This is a genomic window from Streptomyces sp. SID4985, assembly GCF_009863025.1.
Taxonomy (GTDB): Bacteria; Actinomycetota; Actinomycetes; order Streptomycetales; family Streptomycetaceae; genus Streptomyces.
Genome location: NZ_WWIR01000548.1, coordinates 1 through 26,889, shown reverse-complemented (window position 1 = coordinate 26,889; position 26,889 = coordinate 1). Strand labels below are relative to the sequence as shown.

General features: G+C 70.8%; 23 protein-coding genes and 4 pseudogenes. 10 read left to right on the top strand and 17 right to left on the bottom strand.

The features are described from left to right. Window positions 1-368 precede the first annotated feature (368 nt). From GTW40_RS23595 to GTW40_RS23585, 3 genes are read left to right on the top strand one after another with little or no spacing between them, the layout of a single operon-like run. Window positions 369-590 (top strand): ferredoxin, encoded by a 222-nt coding sequence (locus GTW40_RS23595; RefSeq protein WP_161182179.1) that lies wholly within the window; start codon window positions 369-371, stop codon window positions 588-590. Next, window positions 587-1,978 carry an FAD/NAD(P)-binding oxidoreductase gene (locus tag GTW40_RS23590; protein ID WP_161182178.1) on the top strand — a complete coding sequence of 464 codons (1,392 nt, stop codon included), beginning with the start codon at window positions 587-589 and terminating at the stop codon, window positions 1,976-1,978. Before GTW40_RS23595 ends, GTW40_RS23590 begins: the two co-directional genes overlap by 4 nt. Window positions 1,979-1,990: 12 nt before the next feature. After that, the gene (locus tag GTW40_RS23585) at window positions 1,991-3,211 is read left to right on the top strand and encodes a cytochrome P450 (protein ID WP_161182177.1); all 1,221 of its coding nucleotides are present in this window, start codon (window positions 1,991-1,993) and stop codon (window positions 3,209-3,211) included. Window positions 3,212-3,230: 19 nt separating this feature from the next. Here the strand turns inward: GTW40_RS23585 and GTW40_RS23580 are convergent, their stop codons facing one another. From GTW40_RS23580 to GTW40_RS23550, 7 genes and pseudogenes are all read right to left on the bottom strand, one after another. Then, window positions 3,231-4,271 (bottom strand): cytochrome d ubiquinol oxidase subunit II, encoded by a 1,041-nt coding sequence (locus GTW40_RS23580; RefSeq protein ID WP_161182176.1) that lies wholly within the window; start codon window positions 4,269-4,271, stop codon window positions 3,231-3,233. After that, window positions 4,268-5,722, bottom strand: a complete 1,455-nt coding sequence (locus GTW40_RS23575; protein ID WP_161182175.1) for a cytochrome ubiquinol oxidase subunit I — start codon at window positions 5,720-5,722, stop codon at window positions 4,268-4,270. The genes GTW40_RS23580 and GTW40_RS23575 overlap by 4 nt, the downstream gene beginning before the upstream one ends. A 36-nt stretch (window positions 5,723-5,758) precedes the next feature. Beyond that, window positions 5,759-6,552: pseudogene (locus GTW40_RS23570) on the bottom strand (SDR family oxidoreductase). A gap of 226 nt (window positions 6,553-6,778) precedes the next feature. Next, complete coding sequence (locus GTW40_RS23565) at window positions 6,779-8,602, bottom strand: glycoside hydrolase family 15 protein (protein WP_161182174.1); 1,824 nt, start codon at window positions 8,600-8,602, stop codon at window positions 6,779-6,781. A gap of 203 nt (window positions 8,603-8,805) precedes the next feature. Further along, a complete protein-coding gene (locus GTW40_RS23560; protein WP_161182173.1) occupies window positions 8,806-8,958 on the bottom strand; it encodes a hypothetical protein in 153 nt (50 codons plus the stop codon). A 314-nt stretch (window positions 8,959-9,272) separates the two neighbouring features. Beyond that, a complete protein-coding gene (locus GTW40_RS23555; RefSeq protein ID WP_161182172.1) occupies window positions 9,273-9,749 on the bottom strand; it encodes a hypothetical protein in 477 nt (158 codons plus the stop codon). Between the two features lie 13 nt (window positions 9,750-9,762). After that, the gene (locus tag GTW40_RS23550; protein ID WP_161182182.1) at window positions 9,763-10,578 is read right to left on the bottom strand and encodes a M20/M25/M40 family metallo-hydrolase; all 816 of its coding nucleotides are present in this window, start codon (window positions 10,576-10,578) and stop codon (window positions 9,763-9,765) included. Window positions 10,579-10,904: 326 nt separating this feature from the next. On the opposite strand from GTW40_RS23550, the gene GTW40_RS23545 reads away from it, so the two are divergent. Then, window positions 10,905-11,846 (top strand): amidohydrolase family protein, encoded by a 942-nt coding sequence (locus tag GTW40_RS23545; RefSeq protein ID WP_161182171.1) that lies wholly within the window; start codon window positions 10,905-10,907, stop codon window positions 11,844-11,846. Window positions 11,847-12,046: 200 nt separating this feature from the next. Here GTW40_RS23545 and GTW40_RS23540 read toward each other — a convergent pair. Then, window positions 12,047-12,349: pseudogene (locus GTW40_RS23540) on the bottom strand (amidohydrolase family protein); the annotation flags it as partial. Window positions 12,350-12,403: 54 nt separating this feature from the next. Here GTW40_RS23540 and GTW40_RS23535 point away from each other — a divergent pair. Further along, window positions 12,404-12,901 (top strand): MarR family transcriptional regulator, encoded by a 498-nt coding sequence (locus tag GTW40_RS23535; protein ID WP_161182170.1) that lies wholly within the window; start codon window positions 12,404-12,406, stop codon window positions 12,899-12,901. A gap of 39 nt (window positions 12,902-12,940) precedes the next feature. On the opposite strand, the gene GTW40_RS23530 is transcribed toward GTW40_RS23535, so the two are convergent. The 5 genes from GTW40_RS23530 to GTW40_RS23510 all read right to left on the bottom strand — a co-directional run bounded on the left by GTW40_RS23530 (window position 12,941) and on the right by GTW40_RS23510 (window position 17,852). Then, window positions 12,941-13,429, bottom strand: coding sequence for a GNAT family N-acetyltransferase (locus tag GTW40_RS23530; RefSeq protein ID WP_161182181.1), 489 nt, complete (start codon window positions 13,427-13,429; stop codon window positions 12,941-12,943). Between the two features lie 116 nt (window positions 13,430-13,545). Beyond that, the gene (locus tag GTW40_RS23525; protein ID WP_161182169.1) at window positions 13,546-15,054 is read right to left on the bottom strand and encodes an FAD-binding oxidoreductase; all 1,509 of its coding nucleotides are present in this window, start codon (window positions 15,052-15,054) and stop codon (window positions 13,546-13,548) included. 170 nt (window positions 15,055-15,224) lie between these two features. Beyond that, on the bottom strand, window positions 15,225-16,241 hold the full coding sequence (locus GTW40_RS23520) for an FAD-dependent monooxygenase (protein ID WP_161182168.1): 1,017 nt from the start codon (window positions 16,239-16,241) through the stop codon (window positions 15,225-15,227). Continuing rightward, on the bottom strand, window positions 16,238-16,762 hold the full coding sequence (locus tag GTW40_RS23515) for an isoprenylcysteine carboxyl methyltransferase family protein (protein ID WP_161182167.1): 525 nt from the start codon (window positions 16,760-16,762) through the stop codon (window positions 16,238-16,240). Before GTW40_RS23515 ends, GTW40_RS23520 begins: the two co-directional genes overlap by 4 nt. A 31-nt stretch (window positions 16,763-16,793) precedes the next feature. Next, window positions 16,794-17,852, bottom strand: a complete 1,059-nt coding sequence (locus tag GTW40_RS23510; protein WP_161182166.1) for a 3-oxoacyl-[acyl-carrier-protein] synthase III C-terminal domain-containing protein — start codon at window positions 17,850-17,852, stop codon at window positions 16,794-16,796. Window positions 17,853-17,984: 132 nt separating this feature from the next. Between GTW40_RS23510 and GTW40_RS23505 the strand changes: the two genes are divergently transcribed. Next, the gene (locus tag GTW40_RS23505; protein ID WP_161182165.1) at window positions 17,985-18,842 is read left to right on the top strand and encodes a UbiA family prenyltransferase; all 858 of its coding nucleotides are present in this window, start codon (window positions 17,985-17,987) and stop codon (window positions 18,840-18,842) included. A gap of 149 nt (window positions 18,843-18,991) precedes the next feature. After that, window positions 18,992-19,504, top strand: coding sequence for a hypothetical protein (locus GTW40_RS23500; protein ID WP_161182164.1), 513 nt, complete (start codon window positions 18,992-18,994; stop codon window positions 19,502-19,504). Here GTW40_RS23500 and GTW40_RS23495 read toward each other — a convergent pair whose 3' ends face one another. Next, window positions 19,505-20,239 (bottom strand): SDR family oxidoreductase, encoded by a 735-nt coding sequence (locus GTW40_RS23495; RefSeq protein ID WP_161182163.1) that lies wholly within the window; start codon window positions 20,237-20,239, stop codon window positions 19,505-19,507. Window positions 20,240-20,331: 92 nt separating this feature from the next. Between GTW40_RS23495 and GTW40_RS23490 the strand changes: the two genes are divergently transcribed. Together GTW40_RS23490 and GTW40_RS23485 are read left to right on the top strand one after the other, a co-directional pair. Beyond that, window positions 20,332-21,195, top strand: a complete 864-nt coding sequence (locus tag GTW40_RS23490; RefSeq protein ID WP_161182162.1) for a LysR family transcriptional regulator — start codon at window positions 20,332-20,334, stop codon at window positions 21,193-21,195. Between the two features lie 221 nt (window positions 21,196-21,416). Continuing rightward, on the top strand, window positions 21,417-22,682 hold the full coding sequence (locus GTW40_RS23485; RefSeq protein ID WP_202486318.1) for an APC family permease: 1,266 nt from the start codon (window positions 21,417-21,419) through the stop codon (window positions 22,680-22,682). A gap of 233 nt (window positions 22,683-22,915) precedes the next feature. Here GTW40_RS23485 and GTW40_RS23480 read toward each other — a convergent pair whose 3' ends face one another. The 3 genes and pseudogenes from GTW40_RS23480 to GTW40_RS33755 form a co-directional block, all read right to left on the bottom strand. Further along, the gene (locus tag GTW40_RS23480; protein ID WP_161182161.1) at window positions 22,916-24,046 is read right to left on the bottom strand and encodes a C45 family peptidase; all 1,131 of its coding nucleotides are present in this window, start codon (window positions 24,044-24,046) and stop codon (window positions 22,916-22,918) included. Between the two features lie 14 nt (window positions 24,047-24,060). Then, window positions 24,061-24,740, bottom strand: a pseudogene (locus GTW40_RS23475) (transposase). A gap of 686 nt (window positions 24,741-25,426) precedes the next feature. After that, complete coding sequence (locus GTW40_RS33755; RefSeq protein ID WP_343245769.1) at window positions 25,427-26,443, bottom strand: aldo/keto reductase; 1,017 nt, start codon at window positions 26,441-26,443, stop codon at window positions 25,427-25,429. Between the two features lie 100 nt (window positions 26,444-26,543). Here GTW40_RS33755 and GTW40_RS23460 point away from each other — a divergent pair. Then, window positions 26,544-26,889 (top strand): annotated as a pseudogene (locus tag GTW40_RS23460) (hypothetical protein); the annotation flags it as partial.

The following is a 26,889-nucleotide window of genomic DNA, read 5'->3' as shown; positions in this document are numbered from 1 at the left end:
GGCCCCCGCCGTCCCCTCGGCACGCCCGCGCGGGGCCGCGCCGTCGGCGGCCCCCACGCGGTCCGAGGCCGCCGCGACGACTTCGCCTTCGCGCAGGGGCGGTTGAGGTCCCCAGGTGCAGGTGCCGCACCCAGGACCTAGGCTTTCGACTGTGGGGGCAGCTTCTCCAGGCGGTTCGGCGCACCAGGGTCGCCGCATTCCGCGGCTACCGGTTCTTCTGTGGAGACCGGCGATTCTCGCCTGCCCCTCCGCCCGTCGCGGGCATGGGTGACGGCCGGGTGTTCCTGTCGCGCGTCGCGTTCTCGCGTCGCGCGTAAAGACCCGTTGCGCGTCAAGACCCACAGCCCGCAGTCCCTGTGGAGGTCGGGATGAGAATTGTCGTTGACCTTTCGCGGTGCGAGGGGTACGCGCAGTGCGCGTTCCTCGCTCCGGACGCGTTCCGGATGCATGGCGAGGAAGCACTCATGTACAACCCCAGTCCCGACGACGCCGAGCGCGACCAGGTGTTGCGAGCCGCGGCCGCCTGCCCTGTCCAGGCGATCCTGGTCGAGTGGGAGGGGCAGCACACACCGGTGGAGGCGTCGTCGTGACCAGCGCGGAGAACCTGCGGGGGTTCAAGCGTGACGGCCGCATCGTGATCGTCGGTGCGTCACTCGCGGGACTTCGTGCCGCGGAAGCCCTGCGCGACGAGGGTTTCACCGGGTCACTGACCATGATCGGTGACGAGTCGGCGGAGCCCTACGACCGGCCGCCCCTGTCCAAGCAGGTCCTGACCGGGTGGGTCCCGGCGGACGACACCACGCTGCCGCGACGTCGTGACATCGACGCGGAGTGGCTCCTGGGCGTGCCCGCCGACGGACTGGACCTGGCCACCAACCATGTGCGGCTCGCCGACGGACGCGAGATCCCCTTCGACCGGGTGCTGATCTCCACCGGAGTACGGGCGCGGCCCTGGTTCGTCGAGAGCGAGGCGGACCTGGACGGCGTCTTCGTCGTCCGTACGCGCGAGCACGCGGCGGGCCTGCAACGGGCCCTCGCCGCCGGACCCTCCCGTGTCCTCGTCATCGGTGCGGGATTCACCGGCTCCGAGATCGCCTCCGTGTGCCGGGAACGCGGCATCCCGGTGACCGTCGCCGAACTCGCTCCGGCCCCGCTGGTCGGGGCGCTGGGCGCCATGATCGGTGACGTCGCGGCGGACATGCAGCGCGCTCACGGTGTCGACCTGCGCTGCGGCGTCAGGGTGACCGGGCTGGAGGGCGACGCCCAAGGGCGCCTGCGCCGCGCCCACTTCGACGACGGCAGTTCGATCGACGTCGACGTGGCGGTGGTGGCACTCGGCGGCATCCGCAACACCGAGTGGCTGCGCGACTCGGGACTGGCGGCCGGTGTCTGGGGAATCGCCTGTGACACGGGCTGCCGCGCCATGACGCTCGACGGCCTGATCACCGACGACGTCTTCGCCGCCGGGGACGTGGCACGCTGCCCCAACCCGGTCTACGAGTACCGGCTCATCTCGCTGGAGCACTGGGCGAACGCCGTGGAGCAGGCCGAGGTCGCGGCGCACAACATGGTGAGTTCCCAGGCGGACCGCTGGCCCCATCTGACCCTCCCGCTGTTCTGGTCCATCCAGTTCGGCGTCAACATCAAGTCCGTCGGCGTGCCGACCTTCGCCGACGAAGTGGCCGTCACCCAGGGGTCGGTGGCCGAGCGCCGTTTCGTCGCCGCGTACGGCTACCGGGGCCGCGTCACCGCCGCGGTGAGCTTCAACAACGCGAAATGGCTGGACCACTACCGGCAGTTGATCGAAACGGCCGCCCCCTTCCCGCCGCCCTGCCCCACCCCGGACCAGCCCGCAGGCATGAAGCCGGTGCCGGTCGACTTCCCCGGCCCCACCCTGCTCGCGCAGGGAGCCACCGTGGTCGTCACCGGTCACGACCCGGGTGAACGGCGCGTCACAGCCGCGCAGCAACACCGGTAGGAGGGAAGCGAGATGAGCACGTCCGAGACGCACGACCTACTGCGCCGGATCCTCGACTACTCCTCCCGGGCCGACCCGTACCCGCTGTACGAGGAGTTGCGCAGGACGCCGGTGGCCCAGCAGGCGGACGGCAGCTACGTCGTCAGTACGTACCGCGAGATCGCAGATCTGCTGCACGATCCGCATCTGAGTTCCGATGTCCGCAATCTGTCGCGGCCGATGCCCGCGGCCGAGTCGGAGGCCACGCCCGCCTTCATCAACATGGACCCGCCCGCACACGACCGTCTGCGGCGCATGGCCATGCGGCATTTCGGCCCCCCGCACACCCCGGATCTGGTGACGAGCCTGGACCCCGACCTGTCCGAGACCGTCGGCGGCCTCATCGACGGCTTCGCGGGCAAGGACCGGATCGACATCGTCGACGACTTCGCCTATCCGTTCCCCGTCGCGGTGATCTGTCACCTGCTCGGGGTGCCCCGCGAGGACGAACCGAGGTTCAGCCGGTGGGTGAACGACGTGGTCGACTCGATCGACTACGACCCCGAGACCGACCCGAAGGAAAAGCTGGACAACGGCGTTCAGGCCCGCAAGGCCCTGCGTGAGTACCTCGGCGGCCTGCTGGAGCAACGCCATGGCAAGCCGGGCGACGACCTGTTGTCACAACTGGCCCACGACGACGGCCCGGACGGGCGGATGACCGACGAGGAGATCGTCGCCACCGCCAACCTGCTCCTGATCGCCGGTCACGAGACCACCGTCAACCTCATCACCAACGGCATGCTGACGCTGCTGCGCCACCCCGACGTGCTGCGGCGCCTGCGCGACGACCCGGATCTGGTCGTGCCGCTGGTCGAGGAACTGCTGCGCTACGAGCCCCCGGTGCACATCATTCCCTGGCGGGCGGCGTACAGCGACATCACCGTCGCCGACACCGTCGTTCCCCAGGGCTCGCAGATCATGCTGATGCTCGCCTCGGGCAGCCGGGATCCGAACCGCTTCCAGGATCCCGACCGCTTCGATCCCGATCGGCACAACAACCAGCACCTCGGCTTCGGCAGCGGCATCCATCTGTGCTTCGGCGGCCCGCTGGCCCGGCGGGAGACCCAGATCGCGCTGGCCGAGCTGGTACGCCGACTGGACCGGCCCCGGCTGGTCGCCGACCCGCCACCGTACCGGCGCAGCCCCGTCCTTCGTGGCCCGGTCCATCTGTACATCGAGCAGGACGCCGCCTGACAGCACACCCCCGGCAAGGTCACACCTCGTCACCCGGGCGGCCGGGCCGCAGCTCGGCGTCCGTCAGGCTCTCCAGCTCGCCATGGGTGTCCAGCCAGTACAGCAGGACCACCGCGGGGAAGACCAGCACGACGGCGACGAGGGTGACGAGACCGAGCCAGCGCAGTGTGGTGTGCGCCCCGGCCCCCTCGGCGACGGTGAGGGAGACCGGAATCAGGTAGGGGCGCTGGGCCATGCCCCAGGCGATGACCGCCGAGGCGACCACGGCGACCGCCGCGCCCCGGGACCACGCTCCGGAGGGGCGTGTCAGCGACCAGGCGGTGGCGAGCGTGGCCAGCGCCGACACGATCACGAAGACGAGCCCCACGCCATGGATGAGCCCGTGCCACACATGGGGTGCGTCCCCGTGTGTGACGACCAGTGTGATCACGGCGAGTACGACGACGGCCGCGAGTGCCGCGAGCGCCCGCCGCCGGAAGTGGCCGTCGAGGTCCGGCACGGCGAAGCGCCGGGCGTCCGCGGCCAGGAACACGGCACCGAGCAGCGCGGTGAACGCCACGGCGAGGAAACCGAACAGCAGCGAGGTGGGGTTGGACCAGGCGTCCGTCGACGCCGTCGCCCGCGCGGTCACCCGGCCCGAGGCCACTCCCCCGGCCGCGGCGCCCAGGAAGAACGGCGTCAGCAGCGACGAGACCGCGAACATCGCGCCGTACAGGCGTCGGCCCGCCAGGCGTGTCAGGGGCTTGCGCAGGGCGAAACCGGCCCCACGGAGCACCGTGCCGACGGCGGCGAGCGCCAGGGGCAGCCACATCGCCGTGAAGACCCGCTGGAAGAAGACGGGAAAACCCGTCCACATGATGACCAGCACGAAGATCAGCCAGACGTTGTTGACTTCCCAGACCGGGGCCATCGCGTGGTCGATCAGCCGCCGCGAGCGCTCGCCGCGTTCCGCTCCGCCCGCGGTCAGGTCCCAGAAACCGGCGCCGTAGTCGGTGCCGCCACCGCAGGCGTACGCGGCGACCGCGAGCAGCAGGACGACCGCGATGACTCCGGCGATCACCTCCGGCCCCCCGTCGACGAAGCGTTCTCGTCGCCTCCGGAACCGGCCGCGGGGCGCGGACCATACGGCGTGTCCGTCTCCGGAGCCTGTGGACCGCCCCTCTCGTCGGCGATCCGCCAGCGTGCGCGCATCTTCAGCAGCACCACCAGGAGCGACCCGAAGACGAGGACGTACACCACGACCACCACCCCGAACATGATCCACAAGCTGGTGGAACGCGTCGATGTCACCGCTTCCGCGACCCGCATGTTCTGGTACACGATCCATGGCTGGCGTCCCACCTCGGTGGTGATCCAGCCGCATTCGACGGCGGCGACGGCGGCCACGCCCGCGCACGCGGCGCCACGGTAGAACCACCGGGAGGCAGGCAGCCGACGGTGCCGCAGCCATACGAGGGCGTACCAGAGCGCGAGCAGGAGCAGCAGCGAGCCGAGGACGGCCATGGCGTCGAACGCGAAGTGGGTGATGGTGGCCTCGGCGGCCGTCGGCCGGTCAGGGGCCGGCACGGAGGTGAGGCCGGTGACCTTGGTGTCCGGGCGGAAACCGGCGAGGATCGAGTCGAGTTGGGGAATCCTGATGCCGCCGGAGACCGTCCCGTCCGGCTGCAGCCTGCCGAACAGATACTCCGGGACATGGGTGTCGGTCCTCCAGACGATCTCCATGGCCGCGAACTTCACCGGCTGCTTGTGGAAGACCTGCCGGGCGATCGAGTCACCGAGGACGAACTGCACCGGAGTGCACACCGCGGCCAGCGTGAAGGGGACCGTGAAGCCGAGGCGGTGGTAGCGGTCCCGGCGCCCGCGCAGCCATCCGACGGCGTACACCCCGGCCACGACATAGCCCGCCGTCACCAGCATCGCGACGACGAAATGCCAGTACTGCGGACCGAACATGGGCGTGAAGATCGCCTTCCAGATCTTCACGTCGACGGGATTTCCGGCGGGGTCGAGGGTGAAGCCCCGCGGGGTGTTCATCCACGAGTTGGCGGCCAGGATGCCGAAGGCGCCGAGCAGGGCCGCGAGGGGCAGGGGCAGCCCGAGCAGGAAGTGGGTGCGGGCGGGAAGCCTTCGCCAGCCGTAGAGGTAGATGGCGATGAGGACGGCCTCCAGGAAGAAGGCCCATGCCTCGACGCCGAAACCGATGCCGAAGACATCGCCCCACCGGCCCATCATGCCCGGCCACAGCAGCCCGAACTCGAAGGAGAGCACGGTGCCGGTGACGACGCCGATGGCGAACTGGACCGCCATCACCGCCGACCACCGTCGCGCCAGCAGCAGGGCCGTCCCGTCGCCCCGGCGCAGACCGTAGCCGTGCATGATCAGTGTGATCAGCGGCAACGCCACGCCCAGCGGCACCAGGATGATGTGGGAGGCGAGGGTGAAGGCCATCTGGGATCTGGCCGGGAGCAGCTGCGCCGGCACGTCCGCCGACAGCATGACCGTGAAGTGCATGGGCCCTCTCGCGGGACTGGCGGGGAACGGGGCGCGTCAGCCGCCGGTGGCGAAACCGGGGAAGAGGGTCATCCCGCCGTCCACGTAGAGGGTGGTGCCCACGACGTAGTCCATGAGATCGGAGGCAAGGCCGACGACCGCGTAACCGATGTCCTCGGGGTCGCCGATACGGCCGTAGGGGATCAGCCGCAGAAGGTCCTCACGGGCTTCGGGGTCTCCCAGGCGTCGCGGTTGATGGGGGTTCTGATGGCCCCGGGGGCCACCGCGTTCACCCGGATCTTCTGCGGGGCGAGTTCCTGGGCGAGGGTCTGCATCATCATCTGGACGCCGCCCTTGGAGGAGGCGTAGTTCACGTGTCCGGCCCACGGGATGACCTGGTGCACCGAACTCATGCAGATGATCTTTCCGGCGGCGCGTGAGACCTCGGGCACGACGCCGCGCCGGAGAAACTCCCTCGTCGCCTCGCGCGCGCACAGGAACTGCCCGGTGAGGTTGACGTCCAGCACCTTCTGCCACTGGGCGACGCTCATCTCGGTGAACGGGGCGTCGCGCTGGAGTCCGGCGTTGGCGACCAGGATGTCGATCGTGCCGAACTCCCGGACCATCCGGTCCGTCATCGCGACGACCTGGTCCTCGTCGGACACATCGGCCTCGTAAGCGGCCGCCCGCACTCCGTGGGCGGTGATCTCCTCGACCACCTGCTCGGCGTCCTCGCGCCCGGCCACGTAGTTCACGACCACGTCGGCTCCGGCACGCCCCAGGGCGATGGCGGTGGCCCGGCCGATGCCGGAGTTGGCGCCGGTGACGAGCGCCTTCTGCCCCTTGAGCAGATGGCCGGGAATCACGTTCTGCGTTGCGCCATCGGTCGCACTCACGATGTCTGTCTCCTCCACTCCGTGACCCGGATCAGCGGGGCCGTGGCCCGAAGGCACCACACAACACCGTGAAGGCGGAGCCGCACCGCGAGGTGGCTCGTGTCGCGCCGCGCCCCGCGGATGTTCACCCGCCCAGAGGTGCCCCGGCCGGGACCCGTGGCCGTCCTCGCGGATCCGGCTGTCAGACGCGCTGCCAGAGCCGGTCGAGCGCGTCGTTGAGTGTCGTGGCGGCCATGATGAGGGACAGGTGGGTGAACGCCTGCGGGAAGTTCCCGAGCTGTTCTCCGCTCGGACCTATCTCCTCGGCGAAGAGGCCGACGTGGTTCGCGTACGTCTGCATCTTCTCGAAGGCGTAGCGGGCCTCGGCCAGCCGACCGGCACGGGCGAGTGCGTCGACGTACAGGAACGTGCAGAGGCTGAACGTGCCCTCGGACCCCTGGAGTCCATCGGGGGACGCCTGGGGGTCGTAGCGGTAGACCAGGCTGTCGGAGACGAGGACGCGGTCCATCGCGTCCAGGGTGGTGAGCCACGCGGGACTGCGGGGGGAGAGGAATCCGACCCGGGGGGCGAGCAGGAGGGACGCGTCCATGACGTCGCCTCCGTAGTACTGCACGAGGGCCTGTTCCTTCTCGCTCCAGCCGCGCTGCATGACCTGTTCCAGGATCTCGTCCCTGGCGCGGGTCCAGCGCGCGGTGTCGGCCGGTCTGCTGAACTCGGCCGCCAGCTTCAGACCGCGGTCGAAGGCGGTCCAGCACATCACCCGGCTGTAGGTGAAGTCCCTGCGTCCGCCCCGGGTCTCCCAGATCCCCTCGTCGGGCCGGTCCCAGGAGTCGGCGAGCCAGTCCAGTGTGGCCGCCAGGCTCTTCCACCCGTGATAGCCCGCGTGTTCCCCGACCTCACGGCCCTGGGCCAGGCCGTAGAGGGCCTCGCCGTAGATGTCGAGCTGCAGTTGGTCGGCGGCGGCGTTCCCGGCCCGGACCGGGTGGGAGCCGCGGTACCCCTCGAAGTGCTCCAGGATCTCCTCCGTGAGGTGGGGATCACCGTCGACCCGGTACATGATCTGCAGGGGTTCGCCGTCCATTCCCTCATGGGACTGGAGGCGGTCGCCGAGCCAGTGGATGAACCGGGTCGCCTCGTCGGCGAAGCCGAGGTCGAGCAGCGCCCGGATCGACAGGGAGCCGTCCCGCACCCAGGTGTAGCGGTAGTCCCAGTTGCGCTCACCGCCGATCTGCTCGGGCAGCCCCATGGTGGCCGCGGCGACCGGTGCGCCCGAGGGGGCGTAGGTCAGGAGCTTGAGGGTGATGGCGGAGCGGTACACCATCTCCGTCCACCGGCCGCGGTAGCGCGAGGTGCGCACCCACAGCTGCCAGTAGTTGATGTTCTCCCAGATCTCCTCGGTGATTCCCTCGGTGGTGGGCGGCGGGGGCGGCGCCGCGTCCGGCGGGCACATGGTGAACACCACGGCGGCCGCCTCACCGGCCTTGAGCGTGAGAGCACCCCGGACGTCGTGCCCGTCCTGTTCGAGCGGGAAGTCGCCCTGCAGGTACGCGGTGGCGCCCGGGGAGTGGAATGCCGCGCCCTCGGGCGTCAGATCGAGCCGGTGACCGGCCCGCCCGTAGTCGAACCGGGGCCGGCACGCGAGCTCGAATCGCACCGTACCGCGAACCGTGCGGGCGACACGGACCAGTTGGTGCCGGTCGGACGCCGTCGGGCCGGGCTGCACCGGCATGTAGTCGACGATCTCGCCGACCCCGTCCGGTGACATGAAGCGGGTCACCAGGACTGCGGTGTCCGGGTAGTAGAGCTGTCTCCAGGTTCCTTCGGGACTCTCCGGCGCGAGCAGGAAGTAGCCGCCGCCGTCATGGTCGAGCAGGGCGGCGAAGACGCTGGGCGAGTCGAAGCGGGGGGCCGCGAACCAGTCGATCACCCCGTGCGACGACACCAGCGCCGCGGTCTGGAGATCCCCGATGAGCCCGTGGTCGGCGATGGGCGGGTAACGATCCATGACGGTCTCCTTGCCGGTCCTCTGCCGACACCGCCGCGCCGTACCCCGCCCGTATGTACGGCATCGCCGAGTGCCTGGTGATCGTTCATGTGACGTACGGTGCCGGGTGCCGCCGTCGGGCCGTCGTGAGGCCGCCGTCGGCCGGGAACCCTCGGGACGAAGCTCGTGTCGACGGCGCAGAGGTTGTCCAGGTGGTGGACCTTTCAGTGGGCGTCGGGGGCGGAACCGGCGGGGCCGCTGCCGAATCGGAGTACGGAACTCCGGCGCGCCACGGGTCGGGCGATGCCGCCACCACCCGCATCGGCACCCGCACCTGTGCCGACCACCATGCCGTCGTAGTGCTGCGCTTCGGTCACGCCGCCCACCGCCCTGGGAGCCTTGTCCGGTTCCGCCGGGCCGACAGAGCCATCCACCCGGCCGTCATCCGGCCCCGTCCACCAACGTATCGCCGGGCGGTGTACCCGGCGAGTCGGGCTGTGCGGGTGAGCCGGGGCGGTCGTACGCGGCCGTCGGACACCGGACACATCCCAGGGGCGGGGTTCCTCGCCTCGCAGGCGGTGTCCGACTTCGGCCGACGGCGTCGCCGCCACGATCCCCGAGCGCGCCGAACAGGCGGTCAACAGGCCTTCGGTTCAAGGGCGTTCAGGGATCGCGCCGTAGTCGAACGCTGCTACTCGGGGGCAACGGTGAAGGCAGTGGACGGGATTCCATACGCCCTGAGCCGCGACATCAGGTCTGCCTCCTGTTGCCGCGTGACGGCGACCCACAGAGCGGTCCCCGTGTCGCCGACGCTGAAGATCTGTTGGCCCTGACGCCAGCCTTCGGCGTGGATCGTGTACGGCGCCAGGGCCAAGAGCATCTCGAATTCCGCGTCATTGCGGACATCGATGTCGATCCCCATTCCGGGATCACCGTTCGCGGACCGCGCTCCGCGAACCACCTCATCCCGGCCTATGGACAGCGCACGTTCGTAGTGGGACACCACCTCCTGCGGCCACGCGACGTCGCTGTAGGCATCGATGTGTGCCGTCTCGATGCTGGACCGCAGCACGAGAAGAGCCTCATGGTGAGCACGCGCACGCTCCGCCGACTCCAGAGAATCTCCGAGGAGCAGTACACGACGCGGGCCATCGTCTTTGTTGATCACGCGGCTGAGCGTCTCACGTGCGACGGAACCCAAGACGGCCCATCGCCAGGGCCGCCAGCAGCGCCGCGGCCGCGTCCAGTACCGAGTCGTCGAACGCCGCGACCGGCGAGTGGTTGTAGGCGGCCGTGAACGGGTCCAGCTCCGGCGGACAGGCGCCCAGCATCAGGTACGCGGACGGCACATGCTCGCCCAGCAGCCCGAAGTCCTCCGACCCCGTGATCGCGTGCGGCATCTCCACGCAGCGCTCGGCGCCGACCAGTTCCCGGGCCACCGACACCGCGAACGCCGTCTCCGCCGGGTCGTTCACCGTCACCGGGTACCCCTCGCGGAACTCCGCGTCCACCTCCAGCCCGTGCGCTGCCGCGATCCCGCGCACGACCCGCAGCGACTCCTCCCGCACCCGCTCCCGGGACTCCCGCGAGAACGACCGTACGGTGGCGGCGAATTCGGCCTCGTCCGGGATGACGCTGTCCGTCGTCCCCGCATGGAACAGCCGGGCCGCTCCGACCAGCGCGGCGGTGTGCAGATCGTGCCCGCAGGCGTGCATCGCCCCAGGAATCCGAGAGGCGTACGGCAGGCCCGACGTCTCCTGGACGGGAAGGGCGTCCATGTCGGCGCGCAGCAGTACGGCGGGCCCCGGGCGTCCGCCGCGCAGCACGGCGACGACCGAGCTGAGCTCGCGGCCCAGGGTGATCTCCAGCGGCAGGCCGTCCAGCGCGGCCAGCACCCTGGCCTGGGTCAGCGGCAGATCGAGCCCGATCTCCGGCTCCCGGTGCAGCGCACGGCGCAGTGCCACCAGGTCGGAACGGATCACCGCCGCTTCGAACAGGAACTCGCGGCACGCTTCCCCGGAATCCGCCTGCTGTCGCGCCAGTTGGTGTTCGGCAGGACCAAGCTGGTCGGCCACCTGCTCGACGGGGACGGCCGGGCTGTCGGCTACGTCCCGATCGCCCCCGCCGACCGGCCCCAGGGGGTGTCTCCCCGAGAACGCCGCCGACTTCCGTAGGCTCCGCCGTGACCGCCGTACCGACTCCACAAGCGGTCGGGGGCGTGGCAGGCGACCGGGCCGGGCCGAGCGGCTCGGATGGCGGGCGTGATGGCAGCGGGCTACGTTCCAGGTGATCTGTCGAAGGGGGCGGAAGAGGGAGACATCGGGTGGCGAACACGGATCGTGTCGATGTGCACACGCACGTGGTGCCCCCGTTCTGGGGCGAGGCGCTGCCGAGCCACGGCGGGGACCCGTCGGGCTGGACCACCCCGGCGTGGAGCCCGGAGGCGCACCTGGCGTACATGGACGACCAGCGGATCGCCACCAGCGTCCTGTCGGTGACCGCGCCGAGTGTCGTCGGCTGGGAGGGACAGGAGCGCCGGGACATGGCCCGCAGGGTCAACGAGTACGTCGCGGATCTCGTCACCCGGTACCCGGACCGGTTCGGCAACTTCGCCACCGTCCCGCTGCCGGACGTCGAGGGCGCCGTGGCCGAGGCCGAGTACGCGCTGGACGAGCTGGGCGCCGACGGGGTCGTACTCATGAGCAACTACGCGGGCGTCTACCTGGGCGACCCGAAGTACACGCCGCTCTGGGAGGCGCTGAACCGGCGGTCGGCCGTGGTGTTCATCCATCCGGCCCGCCCGCAGATCGAGACCCTTGCGGGCGTGCCGGGACCGCTCGTGGACTATCCGTTCGACACCACCCGTAACGCCGTGCAGATGGTCTTCACCGGAGTACTGGACCGCAACCCGGACGCGAAGATCATCCTGGCGCACGCGGGCGGTTTCGTCCCCTACGCGGTGATGAGGTTCTGCGAGCTGCAGCCCGCCCTCGACCCCAACGGGCCCACCACCGAGGAGCTGTTGGCGCAGTTCAAGCTGTTCTACTGGGACACCGCCCTGTCCTCCGGGCCGGACGCCTTCCCCAGCTTCCTGGCCTTCGCGGACCACGAACGCATCCTCTTCGGCAGCGACTTCCCCTACGCGCCCGCACCCGTCGCGGCGGCGTTCAACCATCTCCTGGACACGCACAGCGGCCTCACGGACGAGCAGCTGACGGCCTTCAACCACGGCAACGCCAAGAAGATCTTCGGGCGCCTCGCCTGACGAGGACGGACGCACCGGACGCCACGCCCGTCCGGCACGACGTGCCGATGCCCCGCACCAATGGTGCGGGGCATCGCGGCATGACGCTGACGCGGAATGCGCGCTCGGAGGGTCGGGGCAGCGCGCGAGGCGAGGGTGCCGGGCAGCAGCGTCATCGGGGGCTGCGCGGGGTGGACGAAGACGTTCGCCGAGCGGCGGTCCAGTTCGGCCCACAACGGCTCGAAGTCCGCGTCGCCGAGGTACTTGCCGTGGGCGTTGGACATCAGCACCACGCCGTCGGCCCCCAGGACGTCGAGCGCATACACGGCCTCCGCGACGGCGGCGTCGATGTCGGGCAGCGGGATGCTGGCGAAGTGGCCGAAGCGGTCGGGGTTGTCCTTGACGACCTCGGCACCGTACTCGTTGACGGCGCGGGCCAGGTCGCGGGCGTCGGCGTCGTCGCCGAGGTGGACGCCGGGCGAGGTGACGGACATGACGCCGGTGGCGATGCCCTGCGCGTCCATCATCGCGATCGCGCTCTCGGGGCTCCAGGCGGGTTGGCCCAGCCGCCGGAGTTCATGCCGCGCGCGGCCCGGGACGAGGCGGGCGTACGAGAGCTGGCGCAGGCCGCTGACCGGCTGTTTTACGCGATGCGCCGTTCTCGGGCGGCCACCATGCGGCACTCCGGGACCGGACTGTCCATGGCCCAGCTGACCCTGCTGGAACCCCTCTCCACCGACACCAAGGGCGACGGTCTCCCGGTCGGCAAACTCGCCGCCGCCGCCGAGGTCAGCGTCCCGACCGCCACCCGCATGCTCAAGCAGCTCGAAGCGGCGGGCGTGGTCACGCGACAGCGCTCCCCGCACGACGAGCGCCAGGTTCTCATCCGCCTCACCGCCGACGGCGCCGACCGCCTCGCGGCGATGCAGGCGGAGCTGCGGGCCCGCCAGTCCGAGGCGCTGTCACACTTCACCCCCCGCGAACGCCACGAACTCGCCGCGCAGCTCCAGCGCCTCGCCGCCGTCATCGGCGACACGGTTCCCCAGGTCGGGGAGGGAGAGAGCACACGAGAGTGACGCACAGAGACGACGGCGTACACGAACCGGCACACCGCGTCATTCCGAAGGAATGCGGAACTCGAACTCAGGACGGTCCCACAGCACGGCGGGCGGGTTCGCGAGCGTGGTCCCGATCCGCACCGCACCGACGCGGTGGTAGAAGTCCTCGGCGGGAGGATGCGACACGACCTTGACGCGGTCGAGCCCGGCGGCACGGGCCTCGGACCGCATGTGCGCGACGAGCAGTCGTCCTATACCCCGTCCCTGCGCTTCGTCGGCGACGAACAGCAGGTCGAGCTCCGGCGGAGCGAGGACGAGCGAGTAGAACCCGAGGACCCGGTCCCCCTGCTCGTCGGCGCCGACGGCTACGAAGACGCGATGGGCCTCGATGTAGTCAGGACCGACCCGGTAGCCCGCGACCGCGCCTGCGTACTTGCCCTCGTAGGCGCTTGAGCCACGCACGAGCCGCGTGAGCCGTTTGGCATCGCGCGCGACGGCCCGCCGAATCGTGATCGGCCGGCTGATCCGGGAAGTGCGTGAACTCATCCGGAGAGTATTTCGCATCGGAGAGCCGACGAGCAGACCGCGTAGCCGGGCCGGCGTCTCACGGGACATGGCTGAGCCCCCCCCACCGGTCGGGAGGGGGCTCGGACCGTGGGCGATCAGCGGGAGGCGGGCGGGATGCTCTGGTCGTACTGGAAGACGTTGCGCGGGTCGTACTGCGCCTTGATCTTGCGCAGTCGGTCGACGTTGGATCGCCAGTAGGCGGTCTCCCAGTCCTGCATGCCGATGTTCGGCACGTTGACGTAGGCGCCGTCCACGTAAGGACGCAGTTCCTGGCTGAATTCGGCGATCCATGCCTGCGCCTGAGGGGTGAGCGGGTCGCAGATGCCCGGCTGGTCGCTGCGCCTGCCCCAGCCGACGCCGGGCTCGGAGTAGAAGAGCGCGTCGCGGTGCGGGAAGGCCGTACCGCCGCGGGGACTCCTCTTGACCGCTCCCCCGAAGGCCTGAACGAAGAAGTTGCTGTCGTCCGTGGGGGCGTCCCTGATGAACGAGGAGATCACGTCGATCGCCTTGGCCGGGAACGGCTTCCTGGTGAACTGTGAGTAGAACTTCCAGTTCGCGGGTTCGTCCTCGGTCGGGATCTGGAATCCCGCGTACACGTCGCCCCAGTTCCCCACTTGCGCCGAGACCTGGGGGCTGTCGATCGACAGGATCGGGGCCAGCAGCCGTTTCGCCTCCGCGGGGGTTCCTTCGGCGAGGACCGCGAACAGCAGGATCTGGTTCCGGTGGATCTCGAGCTGGGTGCCGAGGCGGTCGTCGGTGTACGGCGCGGTGCGCTGGTAGGCCTTGAAGATCCTGCTCAGGTCGCCGGTTCCGTCCCACGTGGCCTGCAGATACGTGACGCTCTTCAGCGGGGCCAGCTTGTAGGTGAGGGAGGTGACGATGCCGAAGTTGCCGTTGCCCGCTCCGCGCAGCGCCCAGAGCAGGTCCGCGTTGTGGTGCAGGTCGGTCTTGATCACCTTGCCGCACTCGTCGCCTTCCGCGACGACGATCTCGGCGCCGATCAGGCTGTCGCAGGCCATGCCGAGCCAGCGCGTGAGGAAGCCGAACCCGCCGCCGAGCGTGGCTCCGGACAGGCCCACGCTGCCTTCGGTCCCTGTCGTCACCGCGAAGTTCTGCTTCGCGAGGGTGGTCACCGCTTCCAGCTGATTGAGTCCGGCGCCGACCGTCGCGACGCGAGCGGCTCTGTCGATGTGGACCGACTTCAGCTCGCTGATGTCGATCACGAGGCCGCTGTCGACGTTCGACCAGCCCTCAAGGCTGTGGCGGCCACTCCGGATCCGCAGCGCGACGTCGTTCTGCCGCGCCCACGTCAGGGCGTTGACCACGTCCTGGGTGTTCTGAGCGAAGACGATCACCAGCGGATAGTGGGAGAAGAGCTGGTCCCAGCCGAGGCGCGCGTTCGTGTACCCGGGGTCGTCGGGGCGGACGATTCGGCCGGTCAGCTGTGCCGGCGGGCACTTCGCCCCGTGTGCCCCGCTCACGGTTTCCCCGGTCGCCGCGCTCGCGTCGGGGGCCGCGGCGGCCGCGACGCCGGGCACGACCACCGCGCCGGCACCGGCGACCGCCGTCGCCCTGAGCAGTCCGCGACGAGAAAATTCATTCATGGTCCGTGTCCTCTCGACCACCAGCAGGCGCTAATCGGCGCTTTATGGACTTATTCGAGCAGAACGCACAGTAACCATGGCAAAGACGGTGGATCGTCTCGACACGCTCGCGACCACAGCCGCGGCGCCTGCCCTCGGCCTCGCACATCGGCGCCGCCGGACGAAATCCGTCAGCGGAGCGCGTGCACCGCCGCGGCGAAGACCGGCGGCAACCGGGACGCCACGGGCACGATGAGCCGGGCACCGACCGGACGGCTGCTCGCGGCCAGCAAGGCCCTGGTCAGCAGGCGGTGGCGGCGCGTGGCGCGGACCCACTCCCGCTCGTACCGCTCCGGCAACCCGGCCGCGACACACCGTACGGCGGCCTCGGCCGTCGCCAGGGCGAGCGCGATGCCCTCACCGGTGAGCGCGTCCACGTAGCCCGCCGCGTCCCCGACGAGCAGTACCCGGCCCTCGACCCTGCGCCGCACCCGCTGGCGCAGCGGCCCCGCACCTCGCACCTCCGTGGCGGGAGCCCCGTGCAGCGCGGCGGTGAGGGCCGGGAAACCGGCCAGATGCTCGTCGTACCCGCGGCGGACGCGGCTCAGTACGGCGACCCCCACCAGGCCGTCGGCGACCGGGGTCACGTAGGCCTCGCCCTGGCCGGACCAGTGGACCTCCACGAAGTCCGTCCACGGGGCGACGCGATAGTGGCGGCGCAGTCCGTACCGGCCGCCCCGCGCGCCGCCGGGCAGCTCCAGGCCGAGGCGGCGGCGGACGGGAGAGTGCAGGCCGTCGGCGGCGATCAGCCAACGCGCCGTGATCCCGGCGGCGTTGACGCTGTCCCGCGTCTGGCGCACTTCGCCGACCTTGCCGGGGACGATCCGTACGCCGAGACCGAGGGCGCGCTCGTGCAGCGCGTGGTGCAGGGTCGTACGGCGGACGCCCAGCCCCGGCCGGTCGCGGAAGGGCGCTTCGGCGCGGCGGAGACCGTCCACATAGCGGATGCCGCGCAACTCCCGGCCCACCGGCTCCACGCCCAGCGCCCGGAGGGCGGCGACCCCGCCGGGCATGACGCCCTCGCCGCACGCCTTGTCCACGGGCGCCGTGCGCGGCTCGACCACCACCGCGGTGAGCCCGGCCAGCGTGGCGTGCACGGCCGCCGCGAGCCCGGCCGGGCCGCCACCGGCCACCAGGACGTCGATCATGCCGGAACCGGTGTACCGGCGGCGGCGAGCGCCTGGTTCTCGCAGCGGATGCGCACGGTCAGCACGGCGGCGTTCAGCAGCGTGAAGACGACGGCGGTCATCCAGGCCGTGTGCACCAGGGGCAGGGCGATCCCCTCGGCGACCACGGCCACGTAGTTCGGGTGCCGCAGCAGGCGGTACGGCCCCCGGGCCACCAGCGGCAGACCCGGTACGACGATCACGCGGGTGTTCCAGCGCGGTCCGAGCGTCCCGACGCACCACCACCGCAACGCCTGCGCGCCCACCAGCACGGCCAGCATCGGCCAGCCCAGCGCGGGCACGAACGGCCGCCCGCCGAGCCACACTTCGAGCGGACAGCCCGCCAGGAGACCCACGTGCAGGGCGACCATCGCCGGATAATGTCCGTCACCCGCCACGATCGCGCCGCGTGACCTGCTCCACCGCTCATTACGGCGCGCCACGACCAGTTCGGCGACCCGCTCAGCCGCGACGGCGACCACCAGCAGCGCGTACCAGATCATGTGTCCTCCTGTCGTGCTCGTGCTCACCAACTCACCAGCTCAGCAGCACCAATTCGCAGGCCAGCCCCGGCCCGACGGCCAGCAGCAGCCCCGGAGTGCCGGGCGGCGGGCGGCGTTCGGTGAGGGTGTCGCGGAGTACGTGGAGCACGGAGGACGAGGAGAGGTTGCCCACCTCGGCCAAGTGGCGCCAGCTGAGGCCGAGTTCCTCGGCGGGGAGGTCGAGCGCCTCGGCGGCGGCCTCCAGGATGCGGGGGCCGCCGGGGTGGCACACCCAGGCGGTCACGTCCTGCGGTTTCAGGCCGTGGTCGCCGAGGAACTCCCGTACGTCGTCGGCCAGATGGCGACGGAGCGCCTGCGGGATGTCCGGATCGAGGACGACCTTGAAGCCTGAATCCCCGATGTCCCAGCCCAGCACACCGAGCGCGTCCGGGTACAGACGGCTGCGGGCGTCCACGACCGTGGGGCCCGTGAACGCGTCCGCACGGTCGGCCCCGCAGGCCACCACGGCGGCGGCGCCGTCGCCGAAGAGGCCGGTGGCGACGAGGTTGGCCGTGGAGGCGTCCCCGCGTTGGAAGGTGAGCGAACACAGCTCGACCGACAGCAGCACCGCCACCTGCTCGGGGCGCCCCAGCAGGAAGTCGTGCACGCGCGCCAGTCCGGCCGCTCCCCCGGCACAGCCCAGCCCGAACAGCGGTACCCGCCGCACGTCCGGCCGCAGCCCGAGCCGTCCCGCCACCCGCGCGTCGACGGACGGTACGGCGACCCCGGTGACCGAGGTGAAGACCAGCAGGTCCACGTCGGCCGCCGACAGCCCGGCGGCGCGCAACGCGTCCCGGGTCACCCGGGCACCCAGGTCGGTGGCGGCGGCGATGTAGCGGTCATTGGCGGCGCCGAAGCCGTCCAGCGTCGCGTACCGGTCGAGCGGCAACGTCATGTGGCGGGCGCGGACCCCGGCGTTGCGGTGCAGGCGGTCCAGCACCTGGCGGTCGGCGCCCCGGGGCAGACAGGCGTCGGCCACCATGTCGGTGATCTCGGCCTGGGCGAAGCGGTACGGAGCGAGGGCACCGCGCACGGCTGCGATCCGCGTCATGACGCTCCCGTACGTCGACCGATCCGGGGGGGACTCAGCAGCCCTTCCCGGGGCAGCCGGCCCGGCACCAGAGATCGCCCGTCCGGCCGTTCCCGATCGTGGCGCGCCCGGCGGCGCTCCTAGGATCGCCGGGTGGTGACTCCCGAACAGCCGACGCTCCTGGTGCGCACGACCTCCGCCCTGGCCGGGGCCTGCCATCCCGGCCCGTTGGCGGCGGTCACCGCGCTGACGGCGGCGCTCGCCGTGACGGCAGGACAGGAACCGGGCCGATGCCTGCTCACCACCGGCGCCGTGCTCACCGGGCAGCTCTCCATCGGCTGGTGCAACGACGCCGTCGACGCGCGCCGGGACAGCGCCACGGGCCGCCGGGGCAAGCCCGTCGCGGACGGCGCGATCGAGGCCGCTCAGGTGTGGACGGCCGCCGGTGCCGCGCTGGCCGTGTGCGTGCCGCTCTCCTTCGCCTGCGGGTGGTCGGCGGGCGCCGTGCATCTGACCGCCGTCGCGGCCGCGTGGGCGTACGACCTGCGGCTCAAGGCGACCCGCTGGTCCTGGGCACCGTACGCGGTGGCCTTCGCCGCGCTCCCCGCCTTCGTCACGCTGGGTCTGCCCGAGCGGCCGTGGCCCGCCTGGTGGGTCCTCGCCGCCGGAGCGCTGCTGGGCGTCGGCGCCCACCTCGGCAACGTGCTGCCGGACATCCGGGGCGACCTGGCGACCGGCGTACGGGGCTGGCCGCAGCGGCTGGGCCCCGGCCGGGTACGGCTGCTGCTGCCGGTACCCCTCGTCACCGCGTCGGCCCTGCTGGCACTCGGCCCCGCCGGACCGCCCGGCGCCCGGCAGCTGGCCGCACTGGCGGGGGCCGGGCTGATCGCGATGGCCGGGACGGTGCTGGGCCGCCGCCGGGCACGGGCCGCGTTCGCGGCGGCGGTCGCCGTGGCGGCGCTGGATGTGGCGCTGCTGTTGGGGGGCGGCCTCAGGACCGGGACGTCGTGAGACCGGCGGAACGGCATCCGGGCGGCGCCCCGGGGCCGACGTATCCGACGTGTTGTCACGACCAGTGCGATGGTGTTCTGCAACGGGGCGGAGACGGCCGACCGTTTACCGCGTGACGGGCCGTACCGCCAGGCGGTAGAACCCGACGCGTGACTGTCTTCTACTGCACCAAGTGCGGGACCGCGCTCACCGGGGATCTGGTGGCTCTGCCCGCGGTCCCGGACGTCGACGACCCGGACGACGGCCGGGACAAGAAGACCGGGCGGGCCCGCTCCACCGTCCCACGCGGGCACTACGCCATCGACCCCGACCCGTGGGGCGCGCCCTTCGCCCCTGCCGCCGCGCCCCGCCAACATCCCCGCAGCTCGGGCCGCGAGTTACTGCGGACCGACACCGGGGTCACCGTCTCGGCGGGCCGGCGCGACAGCGTCGTCATCCACCCCGACGACGTCCTGCCCCGCCTCACCCCCTTCACCTGCGGGAACAACTGGACCGGGTGCTGTGGCCCCACCGGCGCGCACGGCCCCAACCTGGCCTGCGCCTGCGGCTCACGCCTGGCCACCTGGGCCGCCGATTGCCTGGGCCCCAACGAACTCCACCTCGGCCCCGTCCGCGTCTACGCCTGGCACCGGGGCGGAGACGCCGAGGACACCCCTTCGTGATCACCAAGGGACGACGCCGTCGTCCTCGAAGAACGAACCGGTCGGGCCGCCGTCGGGCAGGGTGGCGAGCCGGATCGCCGTGGCCGCGCCCTGTTCAGGGGTGCGGGGCCCTTGGAAGCCGGTGAAGTCGGTCGCGACCAGCCCCGGGCAGGCGGCGTTGATCAGGATGTGCGTACCGGCGAACTGCCGGGCGTACTGCACGGTGAGGGCGTTGAGGAACGACTTCGACGGCGCGTAGGCCGCCATGATCGGGATCTCGACATCCGGGTCCGTCTGCCGGGCCAGGGAGCCGACGCTGCTGGAGACGTTGACGATGCGCGGCGAGGCCGAGCGCCGCAGCAGCGGCAGCATCGCGTTGGTCACCCGGACGACACCCATGACGTTGGTGTCCACGACCGTGCGGAGCACCTCCAGGTCGAGCACGGTCGGATCCTGCACCCACCCCGGGCCCATCTCGCCCGAGACACCGGCATTGTTGACCAGGGCGTCCAGGCGCCCGGCCAGCCGTTCGACCAGTTCCGCGGCATCAGCGACGCTCTGGTCGTCGGTCACGTCCAGAGGTACCCCGAACGCGTCCACGCCGACGGCGCGCAGCTTGCCGACGGCGGTTTCGCGTCGGTCGGCGTCGCGGGCCCCCACGCCCATGCGGTACCCGAGGCTGCCCAGCCCGGCCGCGATCTCGTACCCGATGCCCTTGTTCGCGCCGGTCACCAGCGCGATCTTCGTTTCGCTCATGCCGATGATGGTGGCTCGCGGACGAGTGGCGCGGCCAACACCGATACGGTGTCCTGTCATACCTGCCGGGTATCACCGCTTATGCTGCGGCCGTGGACACCCTGGAGACCCGTGAGTTGAGGTACTTCGTGGCTGTCGCCGAGGAACTGCACTTCGGGCGCGCCGCCGAGCGCCTCGGCATGGCCCAGCCGCCGCTGTCGCGGGCGATCCAGCGGCTCGAACGACGCCTCGGGGTCTGCCTGTTGCAGCGCAACCGCCGTGGCGTCCGGCTGACCGGTGCCGGAGAGGTGCTGTTGCACGAGGGCCGGGCGGCCCTCGACGCGACCGCCGCCGCCGCTCGCCGTACCCGACGCGCCGCCGGTGCCGACAGTCCTGACGGCCCCCGCGGTCGGCTGGTCCTCGCGGTGAAGGCCGCCGCGTCCCACGAACTGCTGCGGAAACTTCTCGACGCCTACGCGGCCGAGCCAGACAGCGCCGAAATCGAGGTGCTGCCGTGCGGCATTTGCGAGCAGGAAGAGCTGCTGCGCGACGGACGCGCTGATGTCGCGCTCATGCACACGCCGTGGAACTCCCTCGCCGGGTTCGACAGCGAGGCACTGACGACCGAGGGGCAGATCGCCGTCCTGCCTGCCGGGCACCCCCTCGCCGCCCGCGAGACCTTGTCCCTGGCCGACGTCAGGGACGTCCCCGATCTGCCGCTAGCCCGCTGGCCCACCCACGGCACCTACGCACCTGGCCCAGGCCCCGAGATCCACAACCAGACGCAACTGGCCCAGTTGATCGCCCTCGGACGCACCGTGGCGGTCGTCCCCGACTCCGCCCGCTCCTGGCTGTGGGCCGAGCACACGGCCGTCCCCCTGACCGACGCGCCTCCCGTCGTGACCCACATCGCCTGGCCCGCCCACAGCCGCTCCCTCGCCCTGGCCAACCTGATCCGCACGGCCGCACGGCTCTGACCAGCGCCTGCCTCCCCGCTCGTGCCCCATCGGTCAGCACCCGGGACGGCTCAGCTGCCGCCAGGGCCGGCGAGACCGAAGATGCGGACCCGCAGGGACCGGATCATTCGAGGTGGGGCCTGTTCAAGTCCGTCGCTTATCGTGCGCGCGGGACGCGGGCCCACCGGTCCTCGCCCGCAGTCGAGGTCGAGGGCGAGGCCAAGGTCGAGGGAGCAGCGAAGTTGGACAACGCATCCAAGCCCGCCCCGGGGGTCCCGGACGAGCTCCAGCGGCGGCTGGGAGTGCCGGACGCGGTGACGATCGGGTTGGGGTCGATGATCGGTGCCGGGATCTTCGCCTCCCTGGCTCCGGCCGCGCGGGCGGCCGGTTCCGGTCTCCTGATCGGGCTGGCGATCGCCGCGGTCGTCGCGTACTGCAACGCCACCTCCTCCGCCCGGCTCGCCGCCCTCTACCCGGCCTCGGGCGGCACCTACGTCTACGGGCGGGAGCGGCTGGGCGAGTTCTGGGGCTACCTGGCCGGGTGGGCGTTCGTGGTGGGCAAGACCGCCTCCTGCGCGGCCATGGCGCTGACCGTCGGCTCCTACGTCTGGCCGGGCCAGGCCCACGCGGTCGCGGTGACCGCCGTAGTGGCCCTGACCGTGGTCAACTACGTCGGCGTTCACAAGTCCGCCCTGCTCAGCCGCATCATCGTGGCCGTCGTCCTGGCCGTGCTGGCCACCGTCGTGGTCACCTCTCTCACCTCCGGCGCCGTGGATACGGCCCGCCTGGACATCGGCCCGGACGCGACTACGATCGGCGTGCTCCAAGCCGCCGGGCTGCTGTTCTTCGCGTTCGCCGGCTACGCCCGCATCGCCACCCTCGGTGAAGAGATCCGCGACCCGTCCCGCACCATTCCCCGGGCCATTCCGATCGCGCTCGGTATCACCCTGGTCGTGTACGCCCTCGTCGCCGTCTCCGCCCTCCTGGTCCTGGGCCCGGACGGCCTCGGCTCCGCCGGGGCCCCGCTGATGGAGGCGGCGCGGGCGGCCGGTGCCGACCGGCTCGTGCCCGTCGTACGCGTCGGCGCCGCCGTCGCCGCCCTCGGCTCCCTGCTCGCCCTCATCCTCGGAGTCTCCCGCACCACCCTGGCCATGGCCCGCGACCACCACCTCCCCCACGGCCTGGCAGCCGTGCACCCGCGCTTCAAGGTCCCCCACCGGGCCGAACTCCTCGTCGGCGCCGTCGTCGCCCTCGCGGCCGCGACAACGGACCTACGCGGGGCGATCGGCTTCTCCTCCTTCGGCGTCCTGGCCTACTACGCCATCGCCAACGCCTCCGCCTGGACCTTGCCCCCCGCAGAAGGCCGCCCCGCCCGGATCGTCCCCGTCGTCGGCCTGACCGGCTGTCTGGTCCTGGCCTTCACCCTCCCCCTGCCCTCCGTGATCACCGGAGCCGCCGTACTCGTCGTGGGGGCCGCCGCGTACGGGACGCGCCGCATGCGTCGTTGAGCCAGGACGTGATCAACATCCGTAACCCGCCCAACACGGTGGGCGGGCGGACTGGCTCGAGAAGCTTCCGCACATGCGGGAGTGGGTGGAGTCCAAGCGCGGCTGGATGCTGATCGACTTCCCGGTCGACAGCGGCCTCGCATTCCTCTCGGCCGTGGCGAACTCCGGCCCGCGGGACGCGTTCTACGTCCGGATGACGCACTGGGCGGCTCCGGACGCATGGGACATGACCGTCAAACCGATGGACGCGGCCATGTTCCAGGAGCAGCTGGCCTCGCGGTTTCGTCTCCGGCTACTGCAGGTGAGTTTCCCCGCGTACGACCTCCCGGAACTGACTCGCCACCTCCGCGAGCACGCCGCAGGCCGCTCGGTACCGCCCGCTCCCACGGACCGGAGCACCGTCGGCCGCGATCGTTGCCGTCGCCGGGCAGCCCCAGGGCAACGGTGCGTGATCCCGGAGTGAAGCCGCCGATGGTGTGTTCCCAACGCTCGCCGGGCCAGTGGTACGTCACGCGCCCCTCGGCGGGGCGGTAGTGGGCGGTGTACAGGGTGCCCAGCCATTGGTCGTAGCCGCACTGATACAGCGGTGGTCGCAGCATCGACGGAACATCAACTCCCGCTGCCCGAACGGCGGCCAGTCGTGCTCGTGTCCGGGTGGTTTGTTCCTGCTCGTCAGGCACTGGTAAATGCTGGTGATTGGCGGCGCAGGCGTCGTGGGCCTCGGTCATCGGGATGTCGGGGCCCACATGGACCGTCAGGCTCCGGTGCGCGTCGACGAGGGTGACGTTCTGCGGAATCGCGATGGGTATCGTGCGCAGTTTGCCGATGGCCTCATCAACGGTCCGGCAGGTTTCCAGGAGGTAGCGCAGCACGAGGGGAATGGCGAATCCGGGCCCGTGGACGAATCGCCCGCCGAAGGTGAGCGACACCGCGAGTCCGGCGTCGTTCATGCCGTCCAGCAGGCCCCATCCCGCTTCCTGCATGCCGAGTACTGGGCGGAGGAACTGGGAGGAAACGATGGTGCCTTCGCAGTGGTCCGGGGCGAAGTCGTAATTTCTGAGCAGCGTGCCCTCGTGGCCGATCTGGGTACAGCCGGAGAAGAACGGACGCACGGTCGCCATAGTGAGAAGCGTCCTGGCCTGAGGAGATTCCAGTTGCTCCGCGAGCCGGTCGAGCACGGGGGCCAGCTCGGGCATGTGCGTGTCGAAGAGTTGCCGGGCCTTCGCTGCACCCTCGGGGGTCCGGCCCTCTTCGGTCAGCCAGCCCTCCGGCTTCGCCATGGCCGAACGGACATGCGCAGCCCACCGACCATCTGCGCCGTCACCGATCTCAATGGCATGGAACGTCTTGACGTAGGGGCTCATGACCTTGGACCCAACTAAATTCCATGCCCGCTTTTCAAGGCACGCAGGCGTCGCCAGCGGATGAGTGCGCATCCCGGGGTGCGGAACGCTTCGTGGGTGTCGTCGTCGCGAATCTCCCAGCGGATCCGCGGGCGGCGGAACCAGTGCAGGTGAGCGAACGCGCGCTTCACGAACCAGCGTTGGACGCCGGGTCCGGGCCGTGTTCGGTGCCCTGGCAGGCGATCAGCGGTTTCAGGCTGAGGCCCCGGACGAGGCGGCGGTACTTGTCGTGGTCGTAGCCGCGGTCACCGAGCACCGCGACCAGTCGGCGCCGGGGCCGACCACGTTTGCCCTTGGCTCCCCCTTAAACGCCCGGGTGTGGGAGCCGTCGACCGCCGTCCGAGAGAAGTCCAGGGCGTTCGCAACATGGAGTTCGGCGGGGGGGGGGGGATCTCGTGCAGCCGGGGCCGCACGCCGACCTCGGTCCACTCGGCCAGGCGGCGCCGGCAGGTCACGCCCGAGCCGAAGCCGAGTTCCTGCGGCAGTTGTTCCCAGGCGATCCCGGTGTGCAGCACGAACAGGATGCCCTGGAACACAGCCGGTTCGGATGCCGCTTGCGTCCCGGATGCCGGGACCGACGCTCGCCCCTGGGCAGCAGTGGCTCGATCACCGCCCACGACTCGTCATCGACTGCCCACTGCTTCGGCCGAGCCACCCCACACCCCCGCCCCCGTCCCCGCCCCCCGGATCAACGTTCCCGCGGTGATCCAACCACCCCGGGACCCGCGCGTGCAGCCGCCCGCTACATATCCCAGCAGACCCCAGGTCGCGGCCGCCATGACGACGATGGCCAGGGGAACCCGCGACCAGCGCTCCTCATCCAGCGATCATCTGCGCGACGCATGTCCACCGTCCATGCCCATCCCCCCGCCGACGACTACGGGCGGCATGGGTGGGTGTTCTTCTTTGCCGCGACGCCCACGCTCTTCGTGCTGCTCACGGCCTGGCCGCCTGCGGTTGGCGCGCTGCCGGAGGTGCGCTCTGTGGACTCTTCGCGCTCGCACAGGGGCGGACGGTGCCGTACCTCATAACGACCGCCCCCCTCTTCACCGTTGCCGTCCTGGCGCTGACCCTGTCCTGGCATCACCAACGGGCCGCGCGAACCTGGTAAGAACAGGGTTCCTGCAGCAGAGACCTGACTGATGAAGTGGACGACTCCGCGAACTCGTCACAAGAACCCTCCACTTTGAGATCCCGGAAGGAAGGAATCCCCAGGTCGACGGACCGTCTGCCGGGAAAACTTCGGTCGCCGCACCCCCGGAGCCTTCGTGACGCCCAGGAACTATGAACGAACCCTGGAAGAGGGTTTGCGACGCGATCACTTTCTGAGAAGTGACCGCTTTACATGCCTCGACGGTCGTCTATTTCGATGGAGAGGTGTTGCCACGCCCGAGTCAGCCGTGCCAGGTCCTCGAACATGGTGCTGCTGACGGTACGCATTGACTCGTCCGGGAGAAAGTGGACGGTGGTCCCGGTCGTGAGGTCATCGGCGACCGGTCGCAGGTCAGCGGTGGGCACGCCGTGTTCGTACCGCTGAGTCCAGGAGCCGTTGAGACGGCGGTTGGTATGGATGAGCCACGTGCTGAGTGCGGCGACGACAGACATGCCCCGGCGAATGTGTGTGTCGGGGAGGAACGGCGCATCAGGGTCGTCGAAGAACCGGAGGTCCTTCGTGGCCATGACCGGCTTCTTCACGATGCATCCATGCTCATCAAGGCGTGTGTCGGTGCCCCGTCCGTTGTCGGCGACGGCCACCGAGCCGTCCGGGTAGAGGGTGATGTGACAGAGGCCGCCGTGGCCTGATTCGGCCTCGTCCGCCACATAAGCGACGACTTCCAGGATCAGGTGCAGGGTGCCGCCGGGAGCGAAGGCAGCTGGCCTCTGGCGGATGCACTCAAGATGGTCGAGGTCGACGGTGCCGGCCCAGTCGTGAGTGGTGTTGCGCCAGGAAGCCCTTGGTGTGTCCATCAGAGAAGTATGCGAGGCCGTGATCACAGGCGATTGCGACCTACCGGGCCGCTCCAGAGCGGGTGTGTCAGGCGTCCAGGCAGCGCCCTGCGAGCCAGGTGACCACTCAGGGGCGTGGTGGCCGGAGAAGAGGGAACTGCCAGTGTCGAGGGTGGCGATCTGGGCCATCTGCCCGTCGGGGAGCTGGAAGTCGAAGACGTTGAAGTTCTCGTGCATGCGCTCGACGCGCACAGACTTGGGGATGGCGATGACTCCGCGCCGGGTCAGCCAGCGCAGGACGACCTGGGCGACGGACTTGCCGTGCTTCTTGCCGATCTCGGCGAGCAGTTGGTTGGTGTTGTTCACGCACAAGGCGGCGCGCCGCGCAGGCGGCAGCGAAGGCGGCATCATCGCCGTCACCCGGCCGCCACAGCCTCGGGAACCTGCGGAGGCCGGCACCGGTCCCTCACCACTGCTCCCACTGCCGGTCGGCACCGAGATCATGCGTGTCGTGGCGCGCCCGGCCCGTGCTGTCGGAAGGGACTTCCTGCTGTTGCCCTGCCGCGGGCCGATCGGCCAGCGCGGTACCCGGCTCCGCGTCACCTTCCCCACCGGCACGTCCAAGACCTTCGTCACCTACGCGCTGCGTGGCCAGGCCGCGGTGCCGTACACCGCCGTCGCCACCGGCGTGACAAGAGTGCCGCTGCCAGTGCAGGTCGTACGGGACCGCACGCCCCACAGCGTGCCCCTGGACCTGGCGGCCGCGCTGGAGCGGGCCGGGCTGGACTGGACGGCGGTGCCCGCCCACGAGCAGGCCCAGATCCTCCAACTGATCAAGGAGGCCGGAACGTTGGAGA